General features: G+C 73.1%; 18 protein-coding genes and 1 pseudogene. 16 read left to right on the top strand and 3 right to left on the bottom strand.

Going from position 1 to position 22,584, the window contains the following annotated elements:
* Nucleotide 1: 1 nt before the first annotated feature.
* On the top strand, nucleotides 2-886 hold the full coding sequence (locus ABZZ38_RS28650; RefSeq protein ID WP_356745135.1) for an ABC transporter ATP-binding protein: 885 nt from the start codon (nucleotides 2-4) through the stop codon (nucleotides 884-886).
* Here the strand turns inward: ABZZ38_RS28650 and ABZZ38_RS28645 are convergent.
* A complete protein-coding gene (locus ABZZ38_RS28645; RefSeq protein WP_356745133.1) occupies nucleotides 875-1,222 on the bottom strand; it encodes an SCP2 sterol-binding domain-containing protein in 348 nt (115 codons plus the stop codon). The two genes, ABZZ38_RS28650 and ABZZ38_RS28645, sit on opposite strands and share 12 nt — an antisense overlap.
* 42 nt (nucleotides 1,223-1,264) lie before the next feature.
* Between ABZZ38_RS28645 and ABZZ38_RS28640 the strand changes: the two genes are divergently transcribed.
* From ABZZ38_RS28640 to ABZZ38_RS28615, 6 genes are all read left to right on the top strand, one after another.
* Nucleotides 1,265-1,594: a hypothetical protein gene (locus ABZZ38_RS28640; protein WP_356745131.1), complete on the top strand. Its 330-nt coding sequence runs from the start codon at nucleotides 1,265-1,267 to the stop codon at nucleotides 1,592-1,594.
* A 7-nt stretch (nucleotides 1,595-1,601) separates the two neighbouring features.
* Nucleotides 1,602-2,417 (top strand): TlyA family RNA methyltransferase, encoded by an 816-nt coding sequence (locus tag ABZZ38_RS28635; protein WP_356745129.1) that lies wholly within the window; start codon nucleotides 1,602-1,604, stop codon nucleotides 2,415-2,417.
* The gene (locus ABZZ38_RS28630) at nucleotides 2,414-3,325 is read left to right on the top strand and encodes an NAD kinase (RefSeq protein ID WP_356745127.1); all 912 of its coding nucleotides are present in this window, start codon (nucleotides 2,414-2,416) and stop codon (nucleotides 3,323-3,325) included. The genes ABZZ38_RS28635 and ABZZ38_RS28630 overlap by 4 nt, the downstream gene beginning before the upstream one ends.
* A 208-nt stretch (nucleotides 3,326-3,533) precedes the next feature.
* Nucleotides 3,534-5,252 carry a DNA repair protein RecN gene (gene recN, locus ABZZ38_RS28625; RefSeq protein ID WP_356745153.1) on the top strand — a complete coding sequence of 573 codons (1,719 nt, stop codon included), beginning with the start codon at nucleotides 3,534-3,536 and terminating at the stop codon, nucleotides 5,250-5,252.
* Between the two features lie 151 nt (nucleotides 5,253-5,403).
* Nucleotides 5,404-6,147: a hypothetical protein gene (locus ABZZ38_RS28620; protein WP_356745125.1), complete on the top strand. Its 744-nt coding sequence runs from the start codon at nucleotides 5,404-5,406 to the stop codon at nucleotides 6,145-6,147.
* A 90-nt stretch (nucleotides 6,148-6,237) separates the two neighbouring features.
* Entirely contained in the window at nucleotides 6,238-7,320 is a 1,083-nt protein-coding gene (locus ABZZ38_RS28615; protein ID WP_356745123.1) for a glycosyltransferase family 4 protein, read from the top strand.
* Nucleotides 7,321-7,339: 19 nt separating this feature from the next.
* On the opposite strand, the gene ABZZ38_RS28610 is transcribed toward ABZZ38_RS28615, so the two are convergent.
* Nucleotides 7,340-8,983: a PucR family transcriptional regulator gene (locus ABZZ38_RS28610; protein ID WP_356745121.1), complete on the bottom strand. Its 1,644-nt coding sequence runs from the start codon at nucleotides 8,981-8,983 to the stop codon at nucleotides 7,340-7,342.
* A gap of 151 nt (nucleotides 8,984-9,134) precedes the next feature.
* On the opposite strand from ABZZ38_RS28610, the gene ABZZ38_RS28605 reads away from it, so the two are divergent.
* Together ABZZ38_RS28605 and ABZZ38_RS28600 are read left to right on the top strand one after the other, a co-directional pair.
* Nucleotides 9,135-10,658: an APC family permease gene (locus tag ABZZ38_RS28605; RefSeq protein ID WP_356745119.1), complete on the top strand. Its 1,524-nt coding sequence runs from the start codon at nucleotides 9,135-9,137 to the stop codon at nucleotides 10,656-10,658.
* An 11-nt stretch (nucleotides 10,659-10,669) separates the two neighbouring features.
* Nucleotides 10,670-12,295, top strand: coding sequence for an NAD(P)/FAD-dependent oxidoreductase (locus tag ABZZ38_RS28600; RefSeq protein ID WP_356745117.1), 1,626 nt, complete (start codon nucleotides 10,670-10,672; stop codon nucleotides 12,293-12,295).
* On the opposite strand, the gene ABZZ38_RS28595 is transcribed toward ABZZ38_RS28600, so the two are convergent.
* Nucleotides 12,292-14,097, bottom strand: coding sequence for a glycoside hydrolase family 15 protein (locus tag ABZZ38_RS28595; RefSeq protein WP_356745151.1), 1,806 nt, complete (start codon nucleotides 14,095-14,097; stop codon nucleotides 12,292-12,294). The two genes, ABZZ38_RS28600 and ABZZ38_RS28595, sit on opposite strands and share 4 nt — an antisense overlap.
* A 357-nt stretch (nucleotides 14,098-14,454) precedes the next feature.
* On the opposite strand from ABZZ38_RS28595, the gene ABZZ38_RS28590 reads away from it, so the two are divergent.
* The 7 genes and pseudogenes from ABZZ38_RS28590 to ABZZ38_RS28560 all read left to right on the top strand — a co-directional run.
* Nucleotides 14,455-16,119, top strand: a complete 1,665-nt coding sequence (locus tag ABZZ38_RS28590) for a CTP synthase (RefSeq protein ID WP_356745115.1) — start codon at nucleotides 14,455-14,457, stop codon at nucleotides 16,117-16,119.
* 94 nt (nucleotides 16,120-16,213) lie between these two features.
* Nucleotides 16,214-16,840: an NUDIX hydrolase gene (locus tag ABZZ38_RS28585; protein ID WP_356745113.1), complete on the top strand. Its 627-nt coding sequence runs from the start codon at nucleotides 16,214-16,216 to the stop codon at nucleotides 16,838-16,840.
* A gap of 198 nt (nucleotides 16,841-17,038) precedes the next feature.
* Nucleotides 17,039-19,054, top strand: a complete 2,016-nt coding sequence (locus tag ABZZ38_RS28580) for a tetratricopeptide repeat protein (protein WP_356745149.1) — start codon at nucleotides 17,039-17,041, stop codon at nucleotides 19,052-19,054.
* Nucleotides 19,055-19,204: 150 nt separating this feature from the next.
* The gene (gene ald / locus ABZZ38_RS28575; RefSeq protein ID WP_356745147.1) at nucleotides 19,205-20,320 is read left to right on the top strand and encodes an alanine dehydrogenase; all 1,116 of its coding nucleotides are present in this window, start codon (nucleotides 19,205-19,207) and stop codon (nucleotides 20,318-20,320) included.
* A 464-nt stretch (nucleotides 20,321-20,784) separates the two neighbouring features.
* Nucleotides 20,785-21,810, top strand: a complete 1,026-nt coding sequence (locus ABZZ38_RS28570; RefSeq protein ID WP_356745145.1) for a ParA family protein — start codon at nucleotides 20,785-20,787, stop codon at nucleotides 21,808-21,810.
* On the top strand, nucleotides 21,795-22,313 hold the full coding sequence (locus ABZZ38_RS28565) for a hypothetical protein (protein ID WP_356745111.1): 519 nt from the start codon (nucleotides 21,795-21,797) through the stop codon (nucleotides 22,311-22,313). The genes ABZZ38_RS28570 and ABZZ38_RS28565 overlap by 16 nt, the downstream gene beginning before the upstream one ends.
* A gap of 50 nt (nucleotides 22,314-22,363) precedes the next feature.
* A pseudogene (locus ABZZ38_RS28560) lies at nucleotides 22,364-22,584 on the top strand (segregation/condensation protein A); the annotation flags it as partial.

Here is a 22,584-nt window from a genome sequence, read left to right as displayed (position 1 = left end):
CATGAACGATCAGAGCGACAGGAGTACGTCCATGCAGCAGCGGCTCAGCGCCGACGCGGTCACCCTCGCCTACGAGCAGCGGGTCATCGCCCGCGATCTGTCGGTCGGGATACCCGACAACTCCTTCACGGTGATCGTCGGCCCGAACGCCTGCGGCAAGTCCACCCTGCTGCGCGCCCTGTCCCGGATGCTGAAGCCGACGCGGGGCCGCGTGCTGCTGGACGGGCAGGCCATCCACTCCCTGCCCGCCAAGAAGGTCGCCCGCACCCTGGGCCTGCTGCCGCAGTCGTCGATCGCGCCGGACGGCATCACCGTCGCCGACCTCGTCGCCCGCGGCCGCTACCCGCACCAGGGCCTGCTGCGCCAGTGGTCGCCGGAGGACGAGCGGATCGTCCGGGAGTCGATGGACGCGACCGGCGTCGGCGAGCTCGGTGACCGGTACGTCGACGAACTGTCGGGCGGCCAGCGCCAGCGCGTGTGGATCGCCATGGCGCTCGCCCAGCAGACGCCGCTGCTGCTCCTCGACGAGCCCACGACGTTCCTCGACATCCAGCACCAGATCGACGTGCTGGACCTGTGCGCCGAACTCCACGAGACGCAGGGCCGCACCCTCGTCGCCGTCCTGCACGACCTCAACCACGCGGCGCGGTACGCCACCCACCTCATCGCCGTACGGGGCGGGGAGATCATCGCCGAGGGCCCGCCGTCCGAGATCGTCACCGCCGAGCTGGTCGAGCGGGTCTTCGGGCTGCGCTGCCAGGTCATCGACGACCCCGAGACGGGCACGCCGCTGGTCGTACCGGCCGCCCGGAAGGCCCGGTCGCAGGCCCGGTCCGACGCCCGGCCCGAAGCCCCCTCCGGGCAGGTCCCGGCGCTACAGAAGTGACCGCAGGCGCAGCAGATCGCGGAAGCCGGCCTCCAGCCTGACCCGGCCCGAAGCCCAGGCCTTCGCGAAGTTCAGCCCGCCGTCAACCATCGCCAGCAGGTCGTCGCCGGTCATCGCCAGCCGGATCTCGGCCCGCTCCCGGGGCGGCCCGTCCGCCCGGTCCAGCACCTCGATCCGGCCGCCGGCGAGACGGCCGGTGAAGGTGGTGTCGAGGTCGGTGATGTGGCAGCTGAGCGTACGGTCGAGCGCGGCGGCGCCGCGCACCTCGCCATCCGCGTGCGTCAGGTTCTGCGACAGTCTGTCGAGTGCGCTGCGGCACTCCTCGGTCGTGGCCATCGTGACCGACCGTACCCCAGCGCTTGGAGGTAGCGTCTGGGCATGAGCGACGTAATGCCCGAGGCCGCTTCCCCGGACGCGGCCGGCGTTCGGAACGCGGTGACCGAGACGTACGACCCGGACGCGGCCGGCGTTCCCGACGAGGCGACCGGGACGTACGACCCCGCCGCGCCCGCGCCCCTCTCGGTCGAGCGCGTGCCCACCGGCCACCCCCAGGTGGACGCCGGTCTCCAGCGGCTGGCCGATGTCGACCACCTCCCTGCCGACGGGCACCTGGAGGTGTACGAGGATGTACACCGGGGGCTGCGGGAGGCGCTGACCGCGCTCGACGCGCGCCCGCAGATGTCCTCGTCCGACGAACACAGGAGCTGAACCGAACGTGGCAGGAGTGGCACGCCGCCGTCTCGACGCCGAGCTGGTACGCCGAAAGCTCGCCCGCTCGCGCGAGCACGCGAGCCAGCTGATCGCGGCGGGGCGGGTGACCGTCGGCGGCAACACCGCCACGAAACCGGCCACCCAGGTCGAGACCGCCGCCGCCATCGTGGTGGCCCAGGACGACGCCGACCCCGACTACGTCTCCCGCGGCGGCCACAAGCTGGCCGGGGCGCTCGCGGCGTTCGTGCCGCGCGGACTGAGGGTCGAGGGGCGGCGGGCGCTGGACGCGGGGGCCTCCACGGGTGGCTTCACCGACGTCCTGCTGCGCGCCGGGGCCGCGCACGTCGTCGCCGTCGACGTCGGGTACGGGCAGCTCGCCTGGTCGCTGCGGAGCGATGAACGCGTCACCGTCAAGGACCGTACCAACGTACGTGAGTTGACGCTGAAAGCGATCGACGGAGAGCCGGTGGACCTGGTCGTGGGCGACCTCTCCTTCATCCCGCTGGGGCTCGTGCTGCCCGCCCTGGCGGGCGTCTCGGCGCCCGACGCCGACCTGGTGCTGATGGTGAAGCCACAGTTCGAGGTGGGCAAGGAGCGGCTCGGCAGCGGCGGAGTCGTCCGCAGCCCCGAGCTGCGCGCCGAAGCGGTGCGCAACGTGGCGCGGCAGGCCGGGGAGCTCGGGCTCGGCGTCCTGGGCGTCACCGCGAGCCCGCTGCCCGGCCCGTCCGGGAACGTCGAGTACTTTCTGTGGCTGCGGGCAGGGGCGCCCGCGCTGGATCCGGCGGATGTGGACCGCGCCGTGGCGGAGGGACCTCGTTGACATCGACGACAGCAGCACCTCGGACCGTCTTCCTGCTGGCGCACACCGGCCGCCCGGCCGCCGTGCGCAGCGCCGAGCTCGTCGTCCTGGGGCTGCTGCGCAGCGGCATCGGGGTGCGCGTCCTGGCCGCCGAGGCGGCCGACCTGCCGCTGCCGCCGACGGTCGAGACGGTGCCCGAGGCGACGCCCGACGTGCTCGACGGGTGCGAGTTGCTGATCGTGCTGGGCGGTGACGGGACGCTGCTGCGCGGCGCCGAGTTCGCCCGCGCCTCCGGGGTGCCGATGCTCGGCGTCAACCTCGGGCGGGTGGGCTTCCTCGCGGAGGCCGAGCGGGACGACCTCGACAAGGTCGTCGACCGGGTCGTCACACGGGCGTACGAGGTCGAGGAGCGCATGACGCTCGACGTCGTCGTGTACGAGAACGGCGACGTGCTGCACACCGACTGGGCGCTCAACGAGGCAGCCGTGCAGAAGGTCTCCGCGGAACGCATGCTGGAGGTCGTCCTCGCGATCGACGGGCGCCCGGTGACCGGTTTCGGCTGCGACGGGGTGATCTGCGCGACTCCGACCGGTTCGACCGCGTACGCCTTCTCGGCCGGCGGGCCGGTGATCTGGCCCGAGGTGGAGGCGCTGCTGATGGTGCCGATCGGGGCGCACGCGCTGTTCGCCAAGCCGCTGGTGACCACGCCGGACTCGGTCCTGACGGTGGAGGTCGAGCCGCGCACCCCCGACGGGGTGCTGTGGTGCGACGGGCGGCGCACCGTCGAGCTGCCCGCGGGCGCGCGCGTGGAGGTCCGGCGCGGTGCGGTGCCGGTACGGCTCGCGCGGCTGCACCACGCCTCGTTCACGGACCGGCTGGTGGCCAAGTTCGCCCTCCCGGTGTCGGGCTGGCGCGGCGCACCGCACTAGCCGCCGCCGCGTGCGTACGAGGACGGGCCCCCGTTTCGGGCCGTCCGGCCAGCACCCCGACCCGGGCGCACGGCCGGGGCCGCCCCACTCCGGAGGGTGACACCGCGCATCCGCGGCTCCGTCGCGACCTGCGGGTTCGGCGACGCGGGGCGGGGGCCGTCGCACTCCGGGCTCCCGACCTCGTAAGGTCTTGTCCGTGTTGGAGGAGATGCGGATACGGTCGCTCGGAGTCATCGACGACGCGGTGGTCGAGCTGTCACCCGGGTTCACCGCGGTGACCGGCGAGACCGGCGCGGGCAAGACCATGGTCGTGACGAGCCTCGGGCTGCTGCTCGGCGGGCGCGCCGACCCGGCGCTGGTGCGGATCGGTTCGCCGTCGGCCGTCGTCGAGGGCCGGATCAGCGTGGCGCCCGGCGACGCCGCGGCCGTACGGGCCGAGGAGGCGGGCGCGGAACTCGACGACGGCGCGCTCATCATCAGCCGCACCGTCTCGGCGGAGGGCCGCTCACGGGCGCATCTGGGCGGGCGCTCCGTGCCGGTCGGTGTGCTCGCCGAGCTGGCCGACGACCTCGTCGCCGTACACGGCCAGACCGACCAGCAGGGCCTGCTCAAGCCGGCCCGGCAGCGCGGCGCGCTCGACCGGTACGCCGGTGAGGCGGTCGCCGGGCCACTGGCCGAGTACAGCGCGGCGTACCGGCGGCTGCGCGCCGTCTCCGCCGAGCTGGACGAGCTGACCACGCGCGCGCGGGAGCGGGCCCAGGAGGCCGATCTGCTGCGCTTCGGGCTGGCCGAGATCGAGGCGGTCGAGCCGCGCCCGGGTGAGGACGTCGAACTGGCCGCCGAGGCCGAGCGGCTCGGCCACGCCGAGGCGCTGGCGTCCGCCGCCGCGCTGGCCCACGGGGCGCTCGCCGGCAACCCCGAGGACCCGGAGGTTCTCGACGCGACGACGCTGGTCGCGGGTGCCGGGCGGGCCCTGGAGGCCGTACGGTCGCACGACCCCGCGCTCGCCGCGCTCGCCGACCGGATCGGTGAGCTGTCGATCCTCCTCGCCGATGTGGCGGGTGAGCTCGCCGGGTACGCCGACAACCTGGACGCCGACCCGCGGCGGCTGGCCGCCGTCGAGGAGCGGCGGGCCGCCCTGACCTCCCTCACCCGCAAGTACGGCACCGATGTGGCCGCCGTACTGGCGTGGGCGGAGGAGAGCGCGGCGCGCCTGACCGAGCTGGACGGTGACGACGACCGGATCGGCGAGCTGACGGAGGAGCGGGACGCCCTGCGCGCCGAGCTGTCCGGCCTGGCGCAGGCGCTGACGGACGCGCGGACCGAGGCGGCGGCGCGGTTCGCCGACGCGGTCACCGCGGAACTGGCGTCGCTCGCCATGCCGCACGCGCGCGTGTCGTTCGCCATCCGTCAGACCGAGGATCCGGGAGGCGTCGAGGTGGGCGGGCGGACCGTGGCGTACGGGCCGCACGGCGTCGACGAGGTCGAGCTGCTGCTGGCCCCCCACCCGGGCGCCCCGCCCCGCCCCATCGCCAAGGGCGCGTCGGGCGGTGAGCTGTCGCGGGTGATGCTCGCGGTCGAGGTCGTCTTCGCCGGCACGGACCCGGTCCCGACGTACCTGTTCGACGAGGTCGACGCGGGTGTCGGTGGCAAGGCGGCGGTCGAGATCGGTCGGCGGCTGGCGAAACTCGCCAAGTCCGCGCAGGTCGTGGTCGTCACGCACCTGCCGCAGGTCGCGGCGTTCGCCGACCGGCAACTCCTCGTGGAGAAGACGAGCGACGGTTCGGTGACCCGGTCGGGCGTCACGGTCCTGGAGGGCGAGGACCGGGTGCGTGAGCTCTCGCGCATGCTGGCCGGCCAGGAGGACTCGGAGACGGCCCGGGCCCACGCGGAGGAGCTCCTCGCCACGGCGAGGGCGGACGGCTGACACCCGGCTGTGGCTGTGGCTGCGGCTGCGCCGGGGGTCGGGGCCGGGGCCGGGGTCGGCCGGCGCCCGGCGACTCCGGACGGCTGACGGCCACGCCGTGACCCCGGCCCCCGGCCCGGGCCGCGGTGGGGTGCCGTCCTAGGGTGGGTTCATGATCCAGAAGTACGGCAGGACCTTCGCTTTCGGGGTGGCCGCCGGGGTCACCCGCGCCGTGTACGCCGGGTTGCGGCGGCGCCCCCGCGACGAGCGGTGGGAGCGGACGAACCACGCCGGGCGGACCGTCGACCTGTACGCCGGCCCCGCGGTGGCCGCCGGGACCGTGCTCGGCGCGGTGCCCGCGGGCGGGCGGGGCGCCGCCGTGCTGGCCGGGGTCGTCGCCGGGGCGTGCGGGGCGTACGACGACCACCGCGGCGACCACCGGCGCGGCTTCCGGGCTCACCTGGGGGCCCTGCGGGACGGGGAGGTCACCAGCGGGGCGGTCAAGCTGTTCGGGATCGGCGCGGCCGGGCTCGCCGCGGGCGCGCTGCTCAAGGAGCGGCCCGTGGACCAGGTCCTCGCGGGCGTGGTGATCGCAGGTACCGCGCACCTGGTCAACCTCGTCGACGTGCGGCCGGGACGGGCCGTGCTCGCCGTGCTCGGGCTGGGCGCGCCGGGGCTGCTGCGCGGGCCGCTGGCCGCCGCGCCGATGGGCGCCGCCGCGGCCGTCGCCGCCGACGACCTGGGGGAGCGGACCCTGCTCGGTGACGCGGGTGCCCATGCGCTGGGGGCGGTCCTCGGCACCGCGGTCGCCGCCACGAACGGGCGGCTCGGGCTCGCCGCCCACGCGGCCGGGCTCGTCGCGGCGGCCGTGTACGGGGACGAGGTCAGCCGGCGCGTCGCTGGTTCACCCGCGTGAGTGATACGGGGGGCGGGGTTGCGCCACCCCGCGCGGGACGGGGGCCCCGGCGGTGCCGGAACGTGCGTACGGGCTGGCATTCTTGGGCGCGTGACACAGCTGCGTACGGTCCAAGTACTGGGCGGCGGCAGCGCGGGCAGCAGCGCTCATGTCAGATCACTGGCCGCCGGGCTGGTGGCGAGGGGCGTGCGGGTGACCGTGTGCGCCCCCGCCGAGGTCGAGCGCGACTACGACTACCTCGGCACCGGCGCCCACTTCGTACCGGTGCCGCGCCGCAGCGACCCCCTCGCGATCGGGGCCCTGCGCGCGGCGTGCGCGGACGCGGACGTGGTGCACGCGCACGGGGTGCACGCCGCCGTACGGGCGGCGCTGGCGCTCGGTGCGCAGCCCGGCGTACCGCTGGTCGTCACCTGGCACACGCGCACCCACGCCGAGGGCGCCCGCGCGCAGCTGCTCCGGCTCATGGAGCGAAGGGCCGTGCGGGCGGCGGCCGTCGTGCTCGCCACGTCGTCCGAACTCGTCGACCGGGCCCGGCGGCGGGGCGCCCGTGACGCGCGGCTGGGACCCGTCTCGGTCCCCGCGCCCCGGCGGGGGGCCGACGTGCCGGACGGCAAGGCGCGGGCGGAACTCGGCGCGATGGACCGGCCGTTGCTGATCGCGGTCGGCGCGCTGGAGCCCCACCGCGGGTACGGGACGCTGCTGGACGCGTCGCGGCTGTGGCGGGATCACGACCCGGCGCCACTCGTGGCCGTCGCCGGCGAGGGGCGGCAACGCGGCATCCTCCAGCGGCGGATCGACGCGGAGGCGCTGCCGGTACGGCTGCTCGGGCGCCGCGACGATGTGACACCACTGCTCGCGGGGGCGGACGTGGCGCTGCTCACCAGCCGCTGGGAGGCCCGCGCCCCGCTGGCCCAGGAGGCCCTGCGGCTCGGCGTGCCCCTGGTCGCCACGGCCGTCGGCGGGGTTCCGGAGCTGGTCGGCGACGCGGCGGTCCTCGTGCCGTACGGGGACGCCGAGGCACTGGCGGACGCGGTGACGTCCCTGCTCGCGGACCCCGCGCGGCGCGCCCGGCTGGCGGCGGCGGGGCAGGCTCAGGCGCGGACGTGGCCGACGGAGGACGAGACGATCGCGCAGGTGCTGAGCGTGTACGACGAGCTGTGCGGCGCCGGCTGACACGCCGGGGGAGAGCGCGTCACATGGTGTGCCGCCGCGCCCGCAGGGCCAGCGAGAGGGCCAGGACCGTCTGCGGGTCGTCCAGATCCGTGCCCAGGAGGTCACCTATGCGGGCCAGGCGGTTGTAGAGGGTCTGGCGGTTGAGGTGCAGCTCGCGCGCCGTCTCCGCCTTGCGGCCCGCGTGCGCCAGGTACGTCTCCAGGGTGGGCAGCAGGGGCGGCCGTGACGTCCGGTCGTGATCGCGCAGCGGGCCGATGGCCCGATCCACGAAGGCCGCCAGGGCGGCGCCCTCACCATGGTGGCGCAGCCGCCACAGCAGCAGGTCGATATCGAGGCGCCGCGCGTCGTACCAGGGGCGGTCCGGCAGACCCCGCGCGGCCGTCGCCGTCTCCCCGGCGTGCCGCAGGCCCGCCGAGGCCGCCGCCCAGCCGCCCGCGACACCCACCACGACGACCGGCGGGTGCCCACCGGCGCGTTCGAGGCCCGCGCGGGCCACACCGGCCCGCAGCGCCTCCGCCACCCGGTCGGCCACCGCCGCCCGCTCCGACTCGGCGCGCAGACCCAGCAGCAGCGGCACCCGGCCCTCCACCGGCCGCACGCCCAGCAGGACCGGAACGCCCACCGAGCCCAGCTCCTCCAGCACCGCACGGGCCAGCAGGGACCAGTTGCCCGACGGGGAGAGCTCCGGGGCGAGGCGCATGACGACCGGCAGCAGCGGGCCGTCGCCCGGCTTGAAACCCAGCACCCGGGCCTGCGCCGGCGCGTCCTCGGCCGAGATGCGGCCTTCGGCGAGGTCGGTGAGGAAGTCACCCCGGCCGCGTGCCGCCAGCTCCTCCTCCTGCCGCGCCTGCATCAGCACCACGGCCAGGATCCCCGCGGCCCGCTCCGCCGCCATGCGGTGCACCAGGGACAGGGGCCCCGACACGGCGAGCAGTACCAGACGGGCGCGTACCGACGCCGCGCCGGGGCCGCCGCCCGGGACGTCCACCAGCACCGCGCCCGTCGGCGGGCCCGCCCGCCGTGCCTCCCGCTGGCCGCGCAGCCCCTCCCACACCTGGAGCGGGTCGGCGCAGGCGGGCGGGCCCGCCTCCGTACCCGCGGCGTACAGCAGCGAGCCGTCCGCGGTCTCCAGGAACACCGGATTCGCCGCGAAGTCCGCGAGGATGCCCAGGACCTGCGGCACCCCGCCCCCGCCCAGCAGCGCCTCCGTGCACCGCCGGTGCACCTCCTCGGCCTGCCGCAGCATCGCGTAGTGGCCGTTGACGATCTCGGTGTGGACCTCCTCCGTCACGGACACGAAGGGCACCTCCCGGTGGAGCTGCACCAGCGGCAGCCCCGCCGTCCGTGCCGTCTCCACGAGGGTCGCCGGCAGCCGCGCGAACCGCGGCCCGAGCTCCACCACCAGCGCGGCGATGCCCCGGTCCGCCAGCCGCCGCACGAACGCCCGCTGCTCGGCCGGCCGCGTCCCGAGCCCCAGCCCGGTCGTCAGCAGCAGCTCGCCGCCCTTCAGCAGCGACGCGATGTTCGGCACCTCACCGGCGTGCACCCAGCGCACCGTGCGGTGCAGCCGGTCCGCGCCCGCCACCACCTCCGGGAGTCCGCCGCGCAGCCCGGGGAGCTCCAGTGCCCGCTGCACGGTGATCCCGCCGCCCTGTTCGTTCATGCAGCCGGACGCTACCCGCCTCCGTGTTCCGGCGACATCACGCGCGGATGACGGCATCCGGCACCCCTCGACAACTCGTCGCCCCCACGCGGCGTTTGTACGACCGCATGTCGCTTGTGGTGTACGTCACGCCGGAGGAAGGTCTCCCGGCATGGCACAGAACCCCGCAGCGCACCGCACCCCCGAGGTGCAGCGCCTCAAGGCGAACTCGGTCGGCCTCGTCGGCGTCGTCTTCATGGCGGTCGCCACCGCCGCGCCGATCACCGCGATGACCGGCAACCTCCCCATCGCGGTCGGCTTCGGCAACGGCACCGGCGCCCCCGCCGGCTACCTGTTCGCGACGCTCGTCCTGACCGTCTTCTCCGTCGGCTACGTCGCGATGGCGAAGCGGATCACGGCCGCCGGCGCCTTCTACGGCTACATCTCGCACGGCCTCGGCCGGATCGCCGGCATGGCGTCCGGCATGCTCGCGGTCCTCGCGTACATCGTCTTCGAGGCCTCGATCGTCGGCGTCTTCGCCTACTTCACCAAGACGACCGTCGCCGACCAGCTGGGCGTCGACCTCCCGTGGATCGTGTACGCGGCCGGGATGCTCGCCGTCACCGCCGTCCTCGCGCACTTCGACATCAACCTCACCGCCAAGGCGCTGGGGGTGATGCTGGTCGCCGAGATCGCGGTGCTGTTCGCCGTCGCCACGGCCGTGCTGATCGCGGGCGGCGGCCCGGACGGCATACCCACCGAGCCCATCAACCCCGCCAACGCCTTCACCGGCACCTCCGCCGGCCTCGGTCTCTTCTTCGCCTTCTGGTCCTGGGTCGGCTTCGAGTCGACGGCGATGTACGGCGAGGAGTCGCGCGACCCCAAGCGCGTCATCCCCCGCGCCACCCTCGTCTCCGTCATCGGCGTCGGCCTCTTCTACATCTACGTCTCCTGGATGACGATCGCCGGCAACGGCCTGAGCGGCTCCGTCACGCTGTCGTCCTCCGCGAGCCCCCTCGACCTCTTCTTCGCGCCGGCCCGGTCCTACATCGGCGCCTGGGCCGTCGACGCCTTCCAGTGGCTGCTGCTCACCGGCTCGTTCGCCTGCGGCATGGCCTTCCACCAGTGCGCCTCGCGCTACCTCTACGCCATCGGCCGTGAGGGCTTCCTCCACCCCGCCCTCGGCCGTACGCACGCCCGGCACGGCTCCCCGTACATCGCCTCGTACGTCCAGACCGCCATCGCCGTCACCCTCGTCGGCGCCTTCTGGCTCACCGGCCACGACCCGTACATCCACCTCTACACCCTGCTCGCCATCCTCGGCACGATGGCGATCCTGATCGTCCAGACCCTCTGCTCGTTCGCCGTCATCGGCTACTTCCGCAGGAACCACCCCGAGGACCGGCACTGGTTCCGGACCTTCACCGCCCCTCTGCTCGGCGGCATCGGCATGACGGCGGTCGTCGTCCTGCTCGTCCTGAACATGGAGACCGCCGCGGGCCTCGCCGCCGACTCCCTCTTCTTCACCCTCATCCCGTGGATCGTCGGCGCGGTCTTCGTCGGCGGTCTGGGCCTCGGCCTCCACCTGAAGGCCGGACAGCCCGAGCGGTACGAGCTCATCGGCCGGATCGTCCTGGAGGACGCGGCGGAGCGCGAAGACCACGCTGACGAAGACCAACAGCCCGCCACCGTCTGAGGAGATCCCCCATGTCCCGTACGCCCCTGATGCACGCCCTGCGCCAACTCGCCGCCCAGCACGCCGCCGCACGACGGCTGAACCTGCCCGTCGCCGAGGTCCGCGGCTCCACCCGCCGCGAACTGCTCCGCCGCGCAGCCGCCCTGGGCCTCGCCGCGAGCGTCGGCACGGCCGTCGCGGCGCGGCCAACCCCCGCCCGCGCGGCCGGGGGCACCGCCCCGCGCATCGCCGTCGTCGGCGCCGGCATCGCCGGCCTGACCGCCGCCCTCACCCTCCACGACGCGGGCCTGAACTGCACGCTCTACGAGGCCGATCCCACCCGCGTCGGCGGCCGCATGTGGACGCAGCGCGACCACTGGGCCTACGGCCAGACCTCCGAGATCGGCGGGGAGCTGATCGACACCAGCCACAAGAAGATCCTCGAACTGTGCCGCCGCTTCGGTCTGCCCGTCGAGGACTTCCTCGGCGGCGGACCCGCGGGCGCCGAGGAAGTCCTGTGGTTCGACGGCACCTACTACCCGCGCCACCAGGCCGACGAGGACTTCAAGGCCGTATACCAGAAGCTCCACCGCGACCTCCGGGAAGCCGGCGAGGTCACGTGGAACCAGAGCACCGCCCGGGGCACCGAACTTGACACCATGTCGATATACGACTGGATCGAGAGCCGCGTCCCCGGCGGGCACGCCTCACCCCTCGGGCAGTTCATCGACGTCGCGTACAACGTCGAGTACGGCGCCGACACCACCGAACAGTCGTCCCTGGCCCTCGTTCTGCTGATGGGCTATCAGACCAATCCGGGCCACTTCAACGTCTGGGGCCTGTCCAACGAGCGCTACCACATCACCGGCGGCAACGACCGACTGCCGAACGCCATCGCCCGGTCACTTCCCCCCGGCACCCTGCGCATGGGCTGGTCCCTGACCGCCGTGCGCGCCAACGCCGACTCCACCCAGACGCTCACCTTCACCGAGGGCGGCACCACCCGCACCGTCACCGCCGACCACACCATCCTGTGCGTCCCGCTGCCCGTGCTCCAGCGGCTCGACCTGACCCAGGCCGGCTTCGACCCGCTCATGAAGAACCTGCTGCGCGACGCGCGCATGGGGCACTGCACCAAGCTCAACCTGCAGTGCGCCACCCGCCCCTGGCGCGGCACCGGCCCCTGGCCCGGCGTCTCGGCGGGCGACTGCTTCACCGACACCGACGTCCAGCAGACCTGGGACACCACCAAGATCCAGCCCGGCACGGGCGGCATCCTCATCCAGTACAACGGCGGCACCCTCGCCAAGGCCCTGACGCCGGCCGGGCCGTTCTCCACCGAGTCCGACCCGTACGTGCGCGACCTCGCCGCCCGCCGGCTGCGCGGCATCGACGCGTTCTTCCCCGGCACGTCAAGAACCTGGACCGGCCGCGCCCAGCTCTCCGCCTGGCACCACAACCCGTACGCGCTCGGCGCCTACTCGTACTGGCCGGTGGGCTACCTGCACCGGTACGCGGGCTACGAGGGCACCCCGCAGGGCCCCGGCTCCACCATCCACATCGGCGGCGAGCACTGCAGTTACGACTTCCAGGGCTTCATGGAGGGCGGCGCGACCGAGGGTGAGCGCGCCGCCCGGGAGGTGATCGCCGCCTGTTAGCCGCCGTACGCGCCCGACGCCGTCAGCCGCAGTGCCGTGTCGATCAGCGGCACGTGGCTGAACGCCTGCGGGAAGTTCCCGACCTGGCGCTGCAGGCGCGGATCCCACTCCTCCGCCAGCAGCCCCAGGTCGTTCCGCAGCGCCAGCAGCTTCTCGAACAGCCTGCGCGCCTCGTCGACCCGCCCGATCATCGCCAGGTCGTCCGCCATCCAGAACGAGCACGCCAGGAACGCGCCCTCGTCGCCGGGCAGACCGTCCACGCCCTCCTCGGCGCCCTCGGTCGGGTAGCGCAGGATGAAGCCGTCCTCCGTGGACAGCTCCCGCTGGATCGCCTCGATCGTGCCGATGACCCGCTTGTCGTCCGGCGGCAGGAACCCCACCTGCGGAATCAGCAGCAGCGAGGCGTCCAGCTCCTTGGAGCCGTACGACTGCGTGAACGTGTTGCGCTCCGGGTCGTAGCCCTTCTCGCACACGTCCCGGTGGATCGTGTCGCGCAGCTCACGCCACTTCTCCAGCGGACCGTCCGCGTCACCCGACTCGATCAGCTTGATCGTCCGGTCCACCGCGACCCACGCCATGACCTTCGAGTGCACGAAGTGGCGGCGCGGGCCGCGCACCTCCCAGATGCCCTCGTCCGGCTGGTCCCAGTGGTCCTCCAGGTACTTGATCAGCTTCAGCTGGAGCAGGGAGGCGTAGTCGTTGCGGGCCAGACCCGTCATGTGCGCCAGGTGCAGGGCCTCGGTGACCTCGCCGTACACATCGAGCTGGAGCTGTGCCGCGGCGCCGTTGCCGACCCGGACCGGGGCGGAGTCCTCGTACCCCGGCAGCCAGTCCAGCTCCGCCTCGCCCAGCTCGCGCTCGCCCGCGATGCCGTACATGATCTGCAGGTTCTCCGGGTCGCCGGCGACCGCGCGCAGCAGCCACTCGCGCCAGGCGCGGGCCTCCTCGCGGTAGCCGGTGCGCAGCAGCGAGGACAGGGTGATCGCGGCGTCCCGCAGCCAGGTGTAGCGGTAGTCCCAGTTGCGCACCCCGCCGATGTCCTCGGGCAGCGAGGTGGTGGGCGCGGCGACGATGCCGCCCGTCGGGGCGTACGTCAGCGCCTTCAGCGTGATCAGGGAGCGGACCACGGCCTCGCGGTAGGGCCCGCGGTACGTGCAGTGGTCGACCCACTCGCGCCAGAACGCGGAGGTGGCCTCCAGCGCGCCCTCCGGGTCCGGCAGCGGCGGCGGCTGGTGGTGCGAGGGCTGCCAGCTGATGGTGAACGCGATCCGCTCGCCCGCGGAGACGGTGAAGTCGGAGTACGTGGTGAGGTTCTCGCCGTGCGTCTCCTCGTCGGTGTCCAGCCAGACGGAGTCGGGGCCGGCGACGGCGACCGTACGGCCGTCGACCTTGTGCACCCACGGCACCACACGTCCGTAGCTGAACCGCATCCGCAGCGCGGACCGCATCCGCACCCGGCCGCTGACCCCCTCCACGATCCGCACCAACTGCGGGGCGCCGTCACGCGGCGGCATGAAGTCGGTCACGCGGACCGTGCCCCGGCCCGGTGAGTCCCACTCGGATTCGAGGATGAGTGAGTCGCCGCGGTAGCGGCGCCGGTCGGCGGCGGGCGGCTCGGCACCTTCGGGGTGCGCCGGGCCGATCCGCCAGAAACCGTGCTCCTCGGTACCGAGGAGTCCTGCGAAGACGGCGTGCGAATCGAAGCGGGGCAGGCACAGCCAGTCGGCCGTGCCGTCCCGGCAGACCAGGGCAGCGGTCTGCATGTCTCCGATGAGTGCGTAGTCTTCGATGCGCCCGGCCACGTGCATCTCCAGTCGAACGGCCACGTTCGCCCCGCGGGGCGCTTGCTGGTGAGGGGTCAGGGAGAATGTCAGAGCAGAATACGATGCTCCCAGGCCATCTGTGTGATCGTCCTGGTGGAGCGGCTGCCGCCCACTGAGCCGAACGGGTGAGCCCGTAGCAGGCTGTACGAATCCGTGTGCCGAGCGTGGTCGGAAGCGGTCTCCTCGCGGCGCTGATACCCTGGTAGCCCGTGGACCGGTGGGCGCCGCACAACGAAACGGCGGCCCCCGAACCGCAGCGACGGCACCCCCGGAATCCTCCGGACCGGACGCCGGTACGCACTTCCAGACCGCGACCACGGGAGCCCCCTCTTGGCCATGCCGCCCAAATCCACGACGACCAAGCACATCTTCGTCACCGGGGGTGTCGCGTCCTCCCTCGGCAAGGGGCTGACCGCCTCCAGCCTGGGTGCGCTCCTCAAGGCGCGGGGCCTGCGGGTCACGATGCAGAAGCTGGACCCGTACCTCAACGTCGACCCCGGCACGATGAACCCGTTCCAGCACGGTGAGGTGTTCGTCACCAACGACGGCGCCGAGACCGACCTGGACATCGGCCACTACGAGCGCTTCCTCGACGTCGACCTCGACGGCTCGGCCAACGTCACCACCGGCCAGGTCTACAGCCAGGTCATCGCCAAGGAGCGGCGCGGCGAGTACCTCGGCGACACCGTCCAGGTCATCCCGCACATCACCAACGAGATCAAGCACCGCATCCGCCGCATGGCGACCGACGACGTCGACGTCGTCATCACGGAGGTCGGGGGCACGGTCGGTGACATCGAGTCGCTGCCGTTCCTGGAGACCGTCCGCCAGGTCCGCCACGAGGTCGGCCGCGACAACGTCTTCGTCGTGCACATCTCGCTGCTGCCCTACATCGGCCCCTCCGGCGAGCTGAAGACCAAGCCGACGCAGCACTCGGTCGCGGCCCTGCGCAACATCGGTATCCAGCCCGACGCGATCGTGCTGCGCGCCGACCGTGACGTGCCCACCGCGATCAAGCGCAAGATCTCCCTGATGTGCGACGTCGACGAGGCGGCCGTGGTCGCGGCCATCGACGCCAAGTCGATCTACGACATCCCCAAGGTGCTGCACACCGAGGGTCTGGACGCCTACGTCGTGCGCAAGCTGGACCTGCCGTTCCGTGACGTCGACTGGAGGACGTGGGACGACCTGCTGGACCGCGTCCACAACCCCGACCACGAGGTCACGGTCGCGCTCGTCGGCAAGTACATCGACCTGCCCGACGCCTACCTGTCGGTGACCGAGGCCATGCGCGCCGGTGGCTTCGCCAACAAGGCCCGCGTCAAGGTCAAGTGGGTCACCTCCGACGACTGCAAGACGCAGGCGGGCGCGGCCAAGCAGCTCGGCGACGTCGACGCGATCGTCATCCCCGGCGGCTTCGGCGAGCGCGGCGTCAACGGCAAGGTCGGCGCCATCCAGTACGCCCGCGAGAGCAAGATCCCGCTGCTGGGCCTGTGCCTGGGCCTCCAGTGCATCGTGGTCGAGGCCGCGCGGAACCTCGCCGGCATCGCCGACGCCAACTCCACCGAGTTCGACCCGGCCACCTCCCACCCCGTCATCTCGACGATGGAGGAGCAGCTGGCGTACGTCGAGGGCGCCGGCGACCTGGGCGGAACGATGCGTCTGGGCCTGTACCCGGCGAAGCTGGCCGAGGGCTCCATCGTCCGTGAGGTCTACGGCGACCAGCCGTACGTCGACGAGCGCCACCGCCACCGCTACGAGGTGAACAACGCCTACCGCGCGGAGCTGGAGAAGAAGGCGGGCATCGTCTTCTCCGGCACCTCCCCGGACAACAAGCTGGTCGAGTACGTCGAGTACCCGCGCGAGGTGCACCCCTACCTGGTCGCCACCCAGGCGCACCCGGAGCTGCGCTCCCGCCCCACGCGCCCGCACCCGCTGTTCGCCGGGCTGGTGAAGGCGGCCGTCGAACGACAGCAGGGTGCGCGCAAGACGGGCAAGTAGTCCGCTAGCGATACGGTTGACCGGGGTACGCGCCTGATCAGGGCACGTGCCCCGGTTTTCTGTGTACGTCTGTGTACGAGGGAGGACGTCTTTCATGACCATCAAGGACACGCCCGAGGAGTGGCGGGTCACCGCGACCGACGTGCCGTTCAAGGGCAACAAGACGAGTGTCCGCACCGACGACGTGGTCATGCCGGACGGGACCGTCGTACGCCGTGACTACCAGGTCCACCCCGGCTCCGTGGCGGTCCTCGCCCTCGACGACGAGGGCCGGGTCCTCGTCCTGCGCCAGTACCGCCACCCGGTGCGGCAGAAGCTGTGGGAGATCCCGGCCGGTCTGCTCGACGTGCCCGGCGAGAACCCGCTGAGCGCGGCGGTGCGCGAGCTGTACGAGGAGGCCCACGTCAAGGCGGACCGGTGGAACGTCCTGACGGACGTGTACACCACGCCCGGCGGCTGCGACGAAGCCGTACGGATCTTCCTCGCGCGCGGTCTGTCGGCCTCGGAGGGCGAGCGGTTCGAGGTCGCCGAGGAGGAGGCCGACATGGAGATCGCCCGGGTGCCGCTCGACGAGCTGGTCCGGGGCGTGCTCGCCGGTGAGCTGCACAACAACTGCCTGGTCGTGGGCGTCCTCTCGGTGCTGGCGGCGCAGGCCGGTGACGGTCTCGACGCGCTGCGCCCGGCGGAGGCCCCCTGGCCGGCCCGGCCGTTCGAGGCATGACCACCCCCCGCCCGGCCGATCCATGTGACGATCTGTTGATCCGAACGGGCGATCTGTCCGCCCCGCCCCCGCTCCACGGCCGGGATGCCCCACCCGGCTGAACTACGCTCGGATCACCCGCCCGGACAACGGGCAGGACAGCACGTGCGCAGGTGGACGGGAGCGTGACCCGTGGCGGATGAGGCGGCGGTTGAGCCGGTGGACTTCGACGAGGGCGCTGAGCCGTCACGCGTTCGGTTCTTCGGCCGGCAGCGCGAGCTGAAGGCGCTGCGGGCCGACATCGAGGTCGCCGGCCTCGACACCATCGCCGGCCGGAAGGCCCCGCACCCCCGGGTGCTGCTCATCGCCGGCCGGCCCGGCAGCGGACGCACCACCCTCGCCGGCGAACTGGTCCGCCGGCTCACCGCGGGCGGGGAGTACGGGGACGGGGTGCTGTCCGCCCGGCTGACCGAGCCGGGCGGACAGCCCGTCCCCACCGAACGGACCGCCCGTGACCTCCTCGCCGACCTCGGGATCACCGGCCCCGCCGGAGCGGACGAGGACGAGCTCACCCAGCTGCTGCGCGAGGCCCTCGCCGGGCGCCGCATGGTCCTGCTCCTCGATGACGCCGCCGACGCCGACCAGGTCGCCCCGCTGCTGCCGGACAACTCCGACTGTCTGGTCGTCGCGGTCGCCCAGGGGCCGCTCACCGGCATCCCCGGGGTGCGGCCCTGCACGATCGGCGGCCTGGACCCCAAGTCCGCCATCGAACTCCTCGACGGCTTCACCGGCTCGGTGCGCATCACCGTCGACCCGCAGGCCGCCGAGGCGCTCACCGAACTGTGCGGCGGCCAGCCCGCCGCCCTCATCCTCGCCGGCGGCTGGCTCGCGGCCCGCCCCATGTCGTCCGTGGCCGACCTCAACAAACGGCTGCGGTCCGTGTCCGACGACCCCGATCGGCCGACCGCCGCCCGCCCGCTCGCCCGCGCCTTCCGCCTGGTGTACGAGGCGCTGCCGTCCCCCGCCGCGCGGCTGCTGCGGCTGCTGGCCCTCGCCCCGCTCGGCCTCGCCGACGCGCACACCGTCTCCGCGCTGGCCGGCTGCTCGGTGTCGGCCGCGCGCTCCACCCTGGAGGGCTTCGCCGCCTTCGGCCTCGTACGCGAGGGAAACGCCGACCAGTACGAGGTGCCCGGTTGCCTCGTACCGCTGCTGCGGGAGCGGCTGGAGAGCGAGGACCGGCCCGCCGAGGTGCAGCTGGCGCGGGCCCGCATGCTGGAGCGGACCGTTCGGCTGCTGCAGGCCTGTCGCGCGGTCACCGAACCGGAGGGGTCCTCCGCCCGTCGCAGGCTCGCCGGACAGCCGCGCGCCCTGCGCTTCGCCGACCCGGCCACCGCCGCCGCGTGGCTGCGCACCCGGCAGCCCGCGCTGCTGGCCGCGGCCCGCCTCGCGGTCGCCGACGGGGAGCTCGACACCCTGGCGCGGCGCCTGATCGCGGCCCTGGTGCGGGCGTTCACCGCACACCGGGGCGACGAGGCCGCGGCGCCCGAGCTGTACGGGCTGCACCGGCTCGTGCTCGATGTGGCCGAGCGGCGCGGACTGCACCGGGAGCGGGCCGCCGCACTGCTGAACCTCGCCGACCTCGACGCCCGGACCGGCCGGACCCGGGACGCCCTGGTGCGCTACCGGGCCGCGCTGGACGCCGGACGCGACGCGAACGACCCGTACGCGACCGGCCGGGCGATGGAATCCGTAGGGGGCGCGTACCAGGAGCTGGGGGACTGGCAGCGCGCCGCCGACTGGTACGGGCGCGCCCTGACCCAGCGGCTCGCGCGGGACGAGCGGGCGGACCAGGCGCGGCTGTACGGCAGGCTCGGCGCCGTCCACACCTACGCCGGCCGGTACGGCGAGGCGCTGCGCGACTGGCGAGCGGCCGCGGCCGGATATCGCCGTCTCGGTGATCTCCCCGGCCACGCGCGGGCGTTGAGCGAAATCGCCCGGGTCCAGGAGTACGCGGGGCGGCCGCAGGAGTCGCTGCGCACCTGCGAGGAGGCGATCGCCTGCGCCCGGCAGGCCAAGGACGTGCGGCTTCTCGCGGCGCTCCAGCTGCGGCTGGCGGACACGCTCGACCGGCTCGGAGATCCGGCGGCGGCCCGGCTGCACCGCGCTGCGGCCGATCGACTGCTGGAAAACGGCGCGTCAGCCTACGAAATCCGCAGTGCTTCAGCCAAAGATTAGGTCATTGCAAGGCTAGACAACGGGAAGTCCTTCAATAGACTGGGTGAGCCGCGATTCACCGCGGTCCATCCCGGTGCGTCCGCTGCATCCGGGTATGTATTGCATTGCCCCCGTACCCCCGTACCCCCTGAGCCAAGGACCGTGATCGACGTGAAGGTCGGCATCCCCCGCGAGGTCAAGAACAACGAGTTCCGGGTGGCCATCACCCCCGCCGGCGTGCACGAGCTCGTCCGCAACGGCCACCAGGTCTTCATCGAGCAGAACGCCGGCGTCGGCTCCTCGATCACGGACGACGAGTACGTGGCCGCCGGTGCCGAGATCCTGCCCACCGCCGACGAGGTCTGGGCCACCGCCGACCTGCTGCTGAAGGTCAAGGAGCCCATCGCGGAGGAGTACCACCGCCTCCGCAAGGACCAGACGCTCTTCACCTACCTCCACCTCGCCGCCTCCCGCGAGTGCACGGACGCCCTGATCGCCTCCGGCACCACGGCCATCGCGTACGAGACGGTCGAGACCGCCAACCGCGCGCTGCCGCTGCTCGCCCCCATGTCGGAGGTCGCGGGCCGCCTCGCCCCGCAGGTCGGCGCCTACCACCTGATGCGCGCGGCCGGCGGCCGTGGCGTGCTGCCGGGCGGCGTCCCGGGCGTGATCCCGGCCAAGGCCGTCGTCATCGGCGGTGGCGTCTCCGGCTGGAACGCCGCGCAGATCGCCATCGGCATGGGCTTCGACGTGACCCTCCTCGACCGCGACATCAACAAGCTGCGCGAGGCCGACAAGATCTTCGGCACGAAGGTCAAGGCCGTCATGTCCAACTCCTTCGAGCTGGAGAAGGCCGTCCTCGACGCCGACCTCGTCATCGGCGCGGTGCTCATCCCGGGCGCCAAGGCTCCGAAGCTGGTCACCAACGAGCTCGTCTCCCGTATGAAGCCCGGAAGTGTCCTTGTCGACATCGCCATCGACCAGGGCGGCTGCTTCGAGGACTCGCGTCCGACCACGCACGCCGAGCCGACCTTCCAGGTCCACGAGTCGGTCTTCTACTGCGTCGCCAACATGCCGGGCGCGGTGCCGAACACCTCCACGTACGCGCTGACCAACGCCACGCTGCCGTACATCGTCTCGCTCGCCAACAACGGCTGGGTCGAGGCGCTGCGCCGGGACGCCGCGCTCGCCAAGGGCCTCAACACCCACGACGGCAAGGTCGTCTACAAGGAGGTCGCCGAGGCCCACGGCCTGGAGCACGTGGACCTGGCCGCCTTCATCGGCTGAGCCACCGGCTGAGCCCGGGCGACCGTCAACGGTTGCCGTCAACCTCACACATCCGGCCGGACCTTGCTCGACGAGGTCCGGCCGGACGCGTGTGCGCAGGCCTGTGACCTCGGTTCAAGTCGCCTCGAACGTAACCCTTTAACCGTTTCGCACACCCGTGAAACGTGTCGATACGTAGCCGTGCGCCCTTGACATAGGAGTGTTTCTTTGCCGACACATCGGCTCGCGTCCGGGCGATTGTGTTGCTGCGGAGCGGTGACACGCCATAGAGTCGCCAACCGTCGGCATGGTGCCACGCTGACCTATCGATAAGTTTCCTGGCCACTCCCAAGGAGGTAAGACGACTTGTGAATGAGTCGACATTTACTCCCGGAGGTGGTCGGCCAGGAACGGTCGGCGACGCCGGCTCGGCCGCTGTGCGGACCTTCGCGAGCGGCCAGCAGCACATGACGACAGCCCACACGATGAAGATGATGGACGGCCAACACGTGAACGCCATGGCCGGCAACGAGAGTGGCCGAGAGTCCACCCACTTCGCCGCCTACGACGAAGTGCCCGAGGGGCACTTCTACGACCCCGACGCCGAGTACGAGCCCGACCCGGAGTACGCGGCCACCCTCGCCCCGGACGCTGCCCGCCAGCGCCGCGAGCGGATCGGCCCGACCGGTCGGCCCCTGCCGTACTTCCCGATCCCGGGCCCGCTCACCGACCACGGCCCCGCGAAGATCATCGCGATGTGCAACCAGAAGGGCGGCGTCGGCAAGACGACGTCGACCATCAACCTGGGCGCCGCGCTCGCGGAGTACGGCCGGCGGGTGCTGCTCGTCGACTTCGACCCGCAGGGCGCCCTGTCGGTCGGCCTCGGCGTGAACCCGATGGAGCTCGACCTCACCGTCTACAACCTGCTCATGGAGCGGGGCATGTCGGCGGACGAGGTACTGCTGAAGACCGCCGTGCCCAACATGGACCTGCTGCCCAGCAATATCGATTTGTCCGCGGCGGAAGTGCAGTTGGTGAGCGAGGTCGCGCGCGAGTCCACGCTCCAGCGGGCCCTCAAGCCGCTGCTCCAGGACTACGACTACATCGTGATCGACTGTCAGCCGTCGCTCGGTCTGCTGACCGTCAACGCCCTGACGGCGGCGCACAAGGTGATAGTGCCGCTGGAGTGCGAGTTCTTCGCACTGCGCGGGGTGGCGCTGCTGACGGAGACCATCGAGAAGGTCCAGGAGCGGCTCAACCCCGACCTGGAGCTCGACGGCATCCTCGCCACGATGTACGACTCGCGCACCGTGCACAGCCGGGAGGTGCTCGCGCGGGTGGTCGAGGCCTTCGACGATCACGTGTACCACACGGTGATCGGCCGGACCGTGCGCTTCCCGGAGACCACGGTCGCCGGTGAGCCGATCACCACGTACGCCTCGAACTCGGTCGGCGCGGCCGCCTACCGCCAGCTCGCCAGGGAGGTGCTCGCCCGGTGTCACGCCGAGTGAGTCTGCCCGGTGCCGACGAGCTGTTCCGCACGACCGGGGGCATGGCGCTTCAGGGGTCGTCCCCCCGCCGCCAGAACGGTGAGCCCCGGGTCCCCGCCCCGGCCGGCGAGAGCGACCCGGCGGCGGCCCCCGCACCGGCCCCGGCCCCCGCCTCCCAGGAGCACTCGGCCGCCGAGGCCGACGCGGCCGAGCCGCGCACCCGCGAGCCGGAGGACACCGGCAAGGCCCCCGCACCGGCCCCGGCGGCCGTTCCCGGCCGGCGCCGCGCGCGAGCGGCGAACCGGCGGCCCAGCGGGCGTGAACGACACGACGAGAAGATCACCGTGTACGTCTCCGCCGAGGAACTGATGGACCTGGAGCACGCGCGCCTGGTCCTGCGCGGCGAGCACGGCCTGGCCGTCGACCGCGGGCGCATCGTCCGCGAGGCCGTCGCCGTGGTCCTGGCCGACCTGGAGTCGCGCGGCGACGCGAGCATTCTCGTACGGCGCCTGCGCGGACGCTGACGGTAGCCTGCGCGGGCCGCCGTCCCTTCGCCCGCGCCCCCTGGACCACGATGCCCCCGACCGACGCCCCCCGCCCCCGCCGCCCCCTGGGCCGTGGCCCGGGGGCCCCGCCCGCCCGCGACGACGCGCCGGACCGGGCGCAGGCATCACCCACCCCGGAGAGGCGCGAGACGCGCGAGACGCGCGAGACGCCGAGCGCGCCCGGTACCGCGGCCTCCGGGGCGCCGGAGGCCCCCGCGCCCGAGGCCCCCGCGCCCGAGGCCCCCGCGCC

Origin of the sequence: Streptomyces sp. NPDC006368 (assembly GCF_040612535.1) — a bacterium.
Taxonomy (GTDB): domain Bacteria; phylum Actinomycetota; class Actinomycetes; order Streptomycetales; family Streptomycetaceae; genus Streptomyces.
The sequence above is the reverse complement of the archived record's forward strand: the minus strand, read 5'-3'. Positions and strand labels throughout refer to the sequence as shown.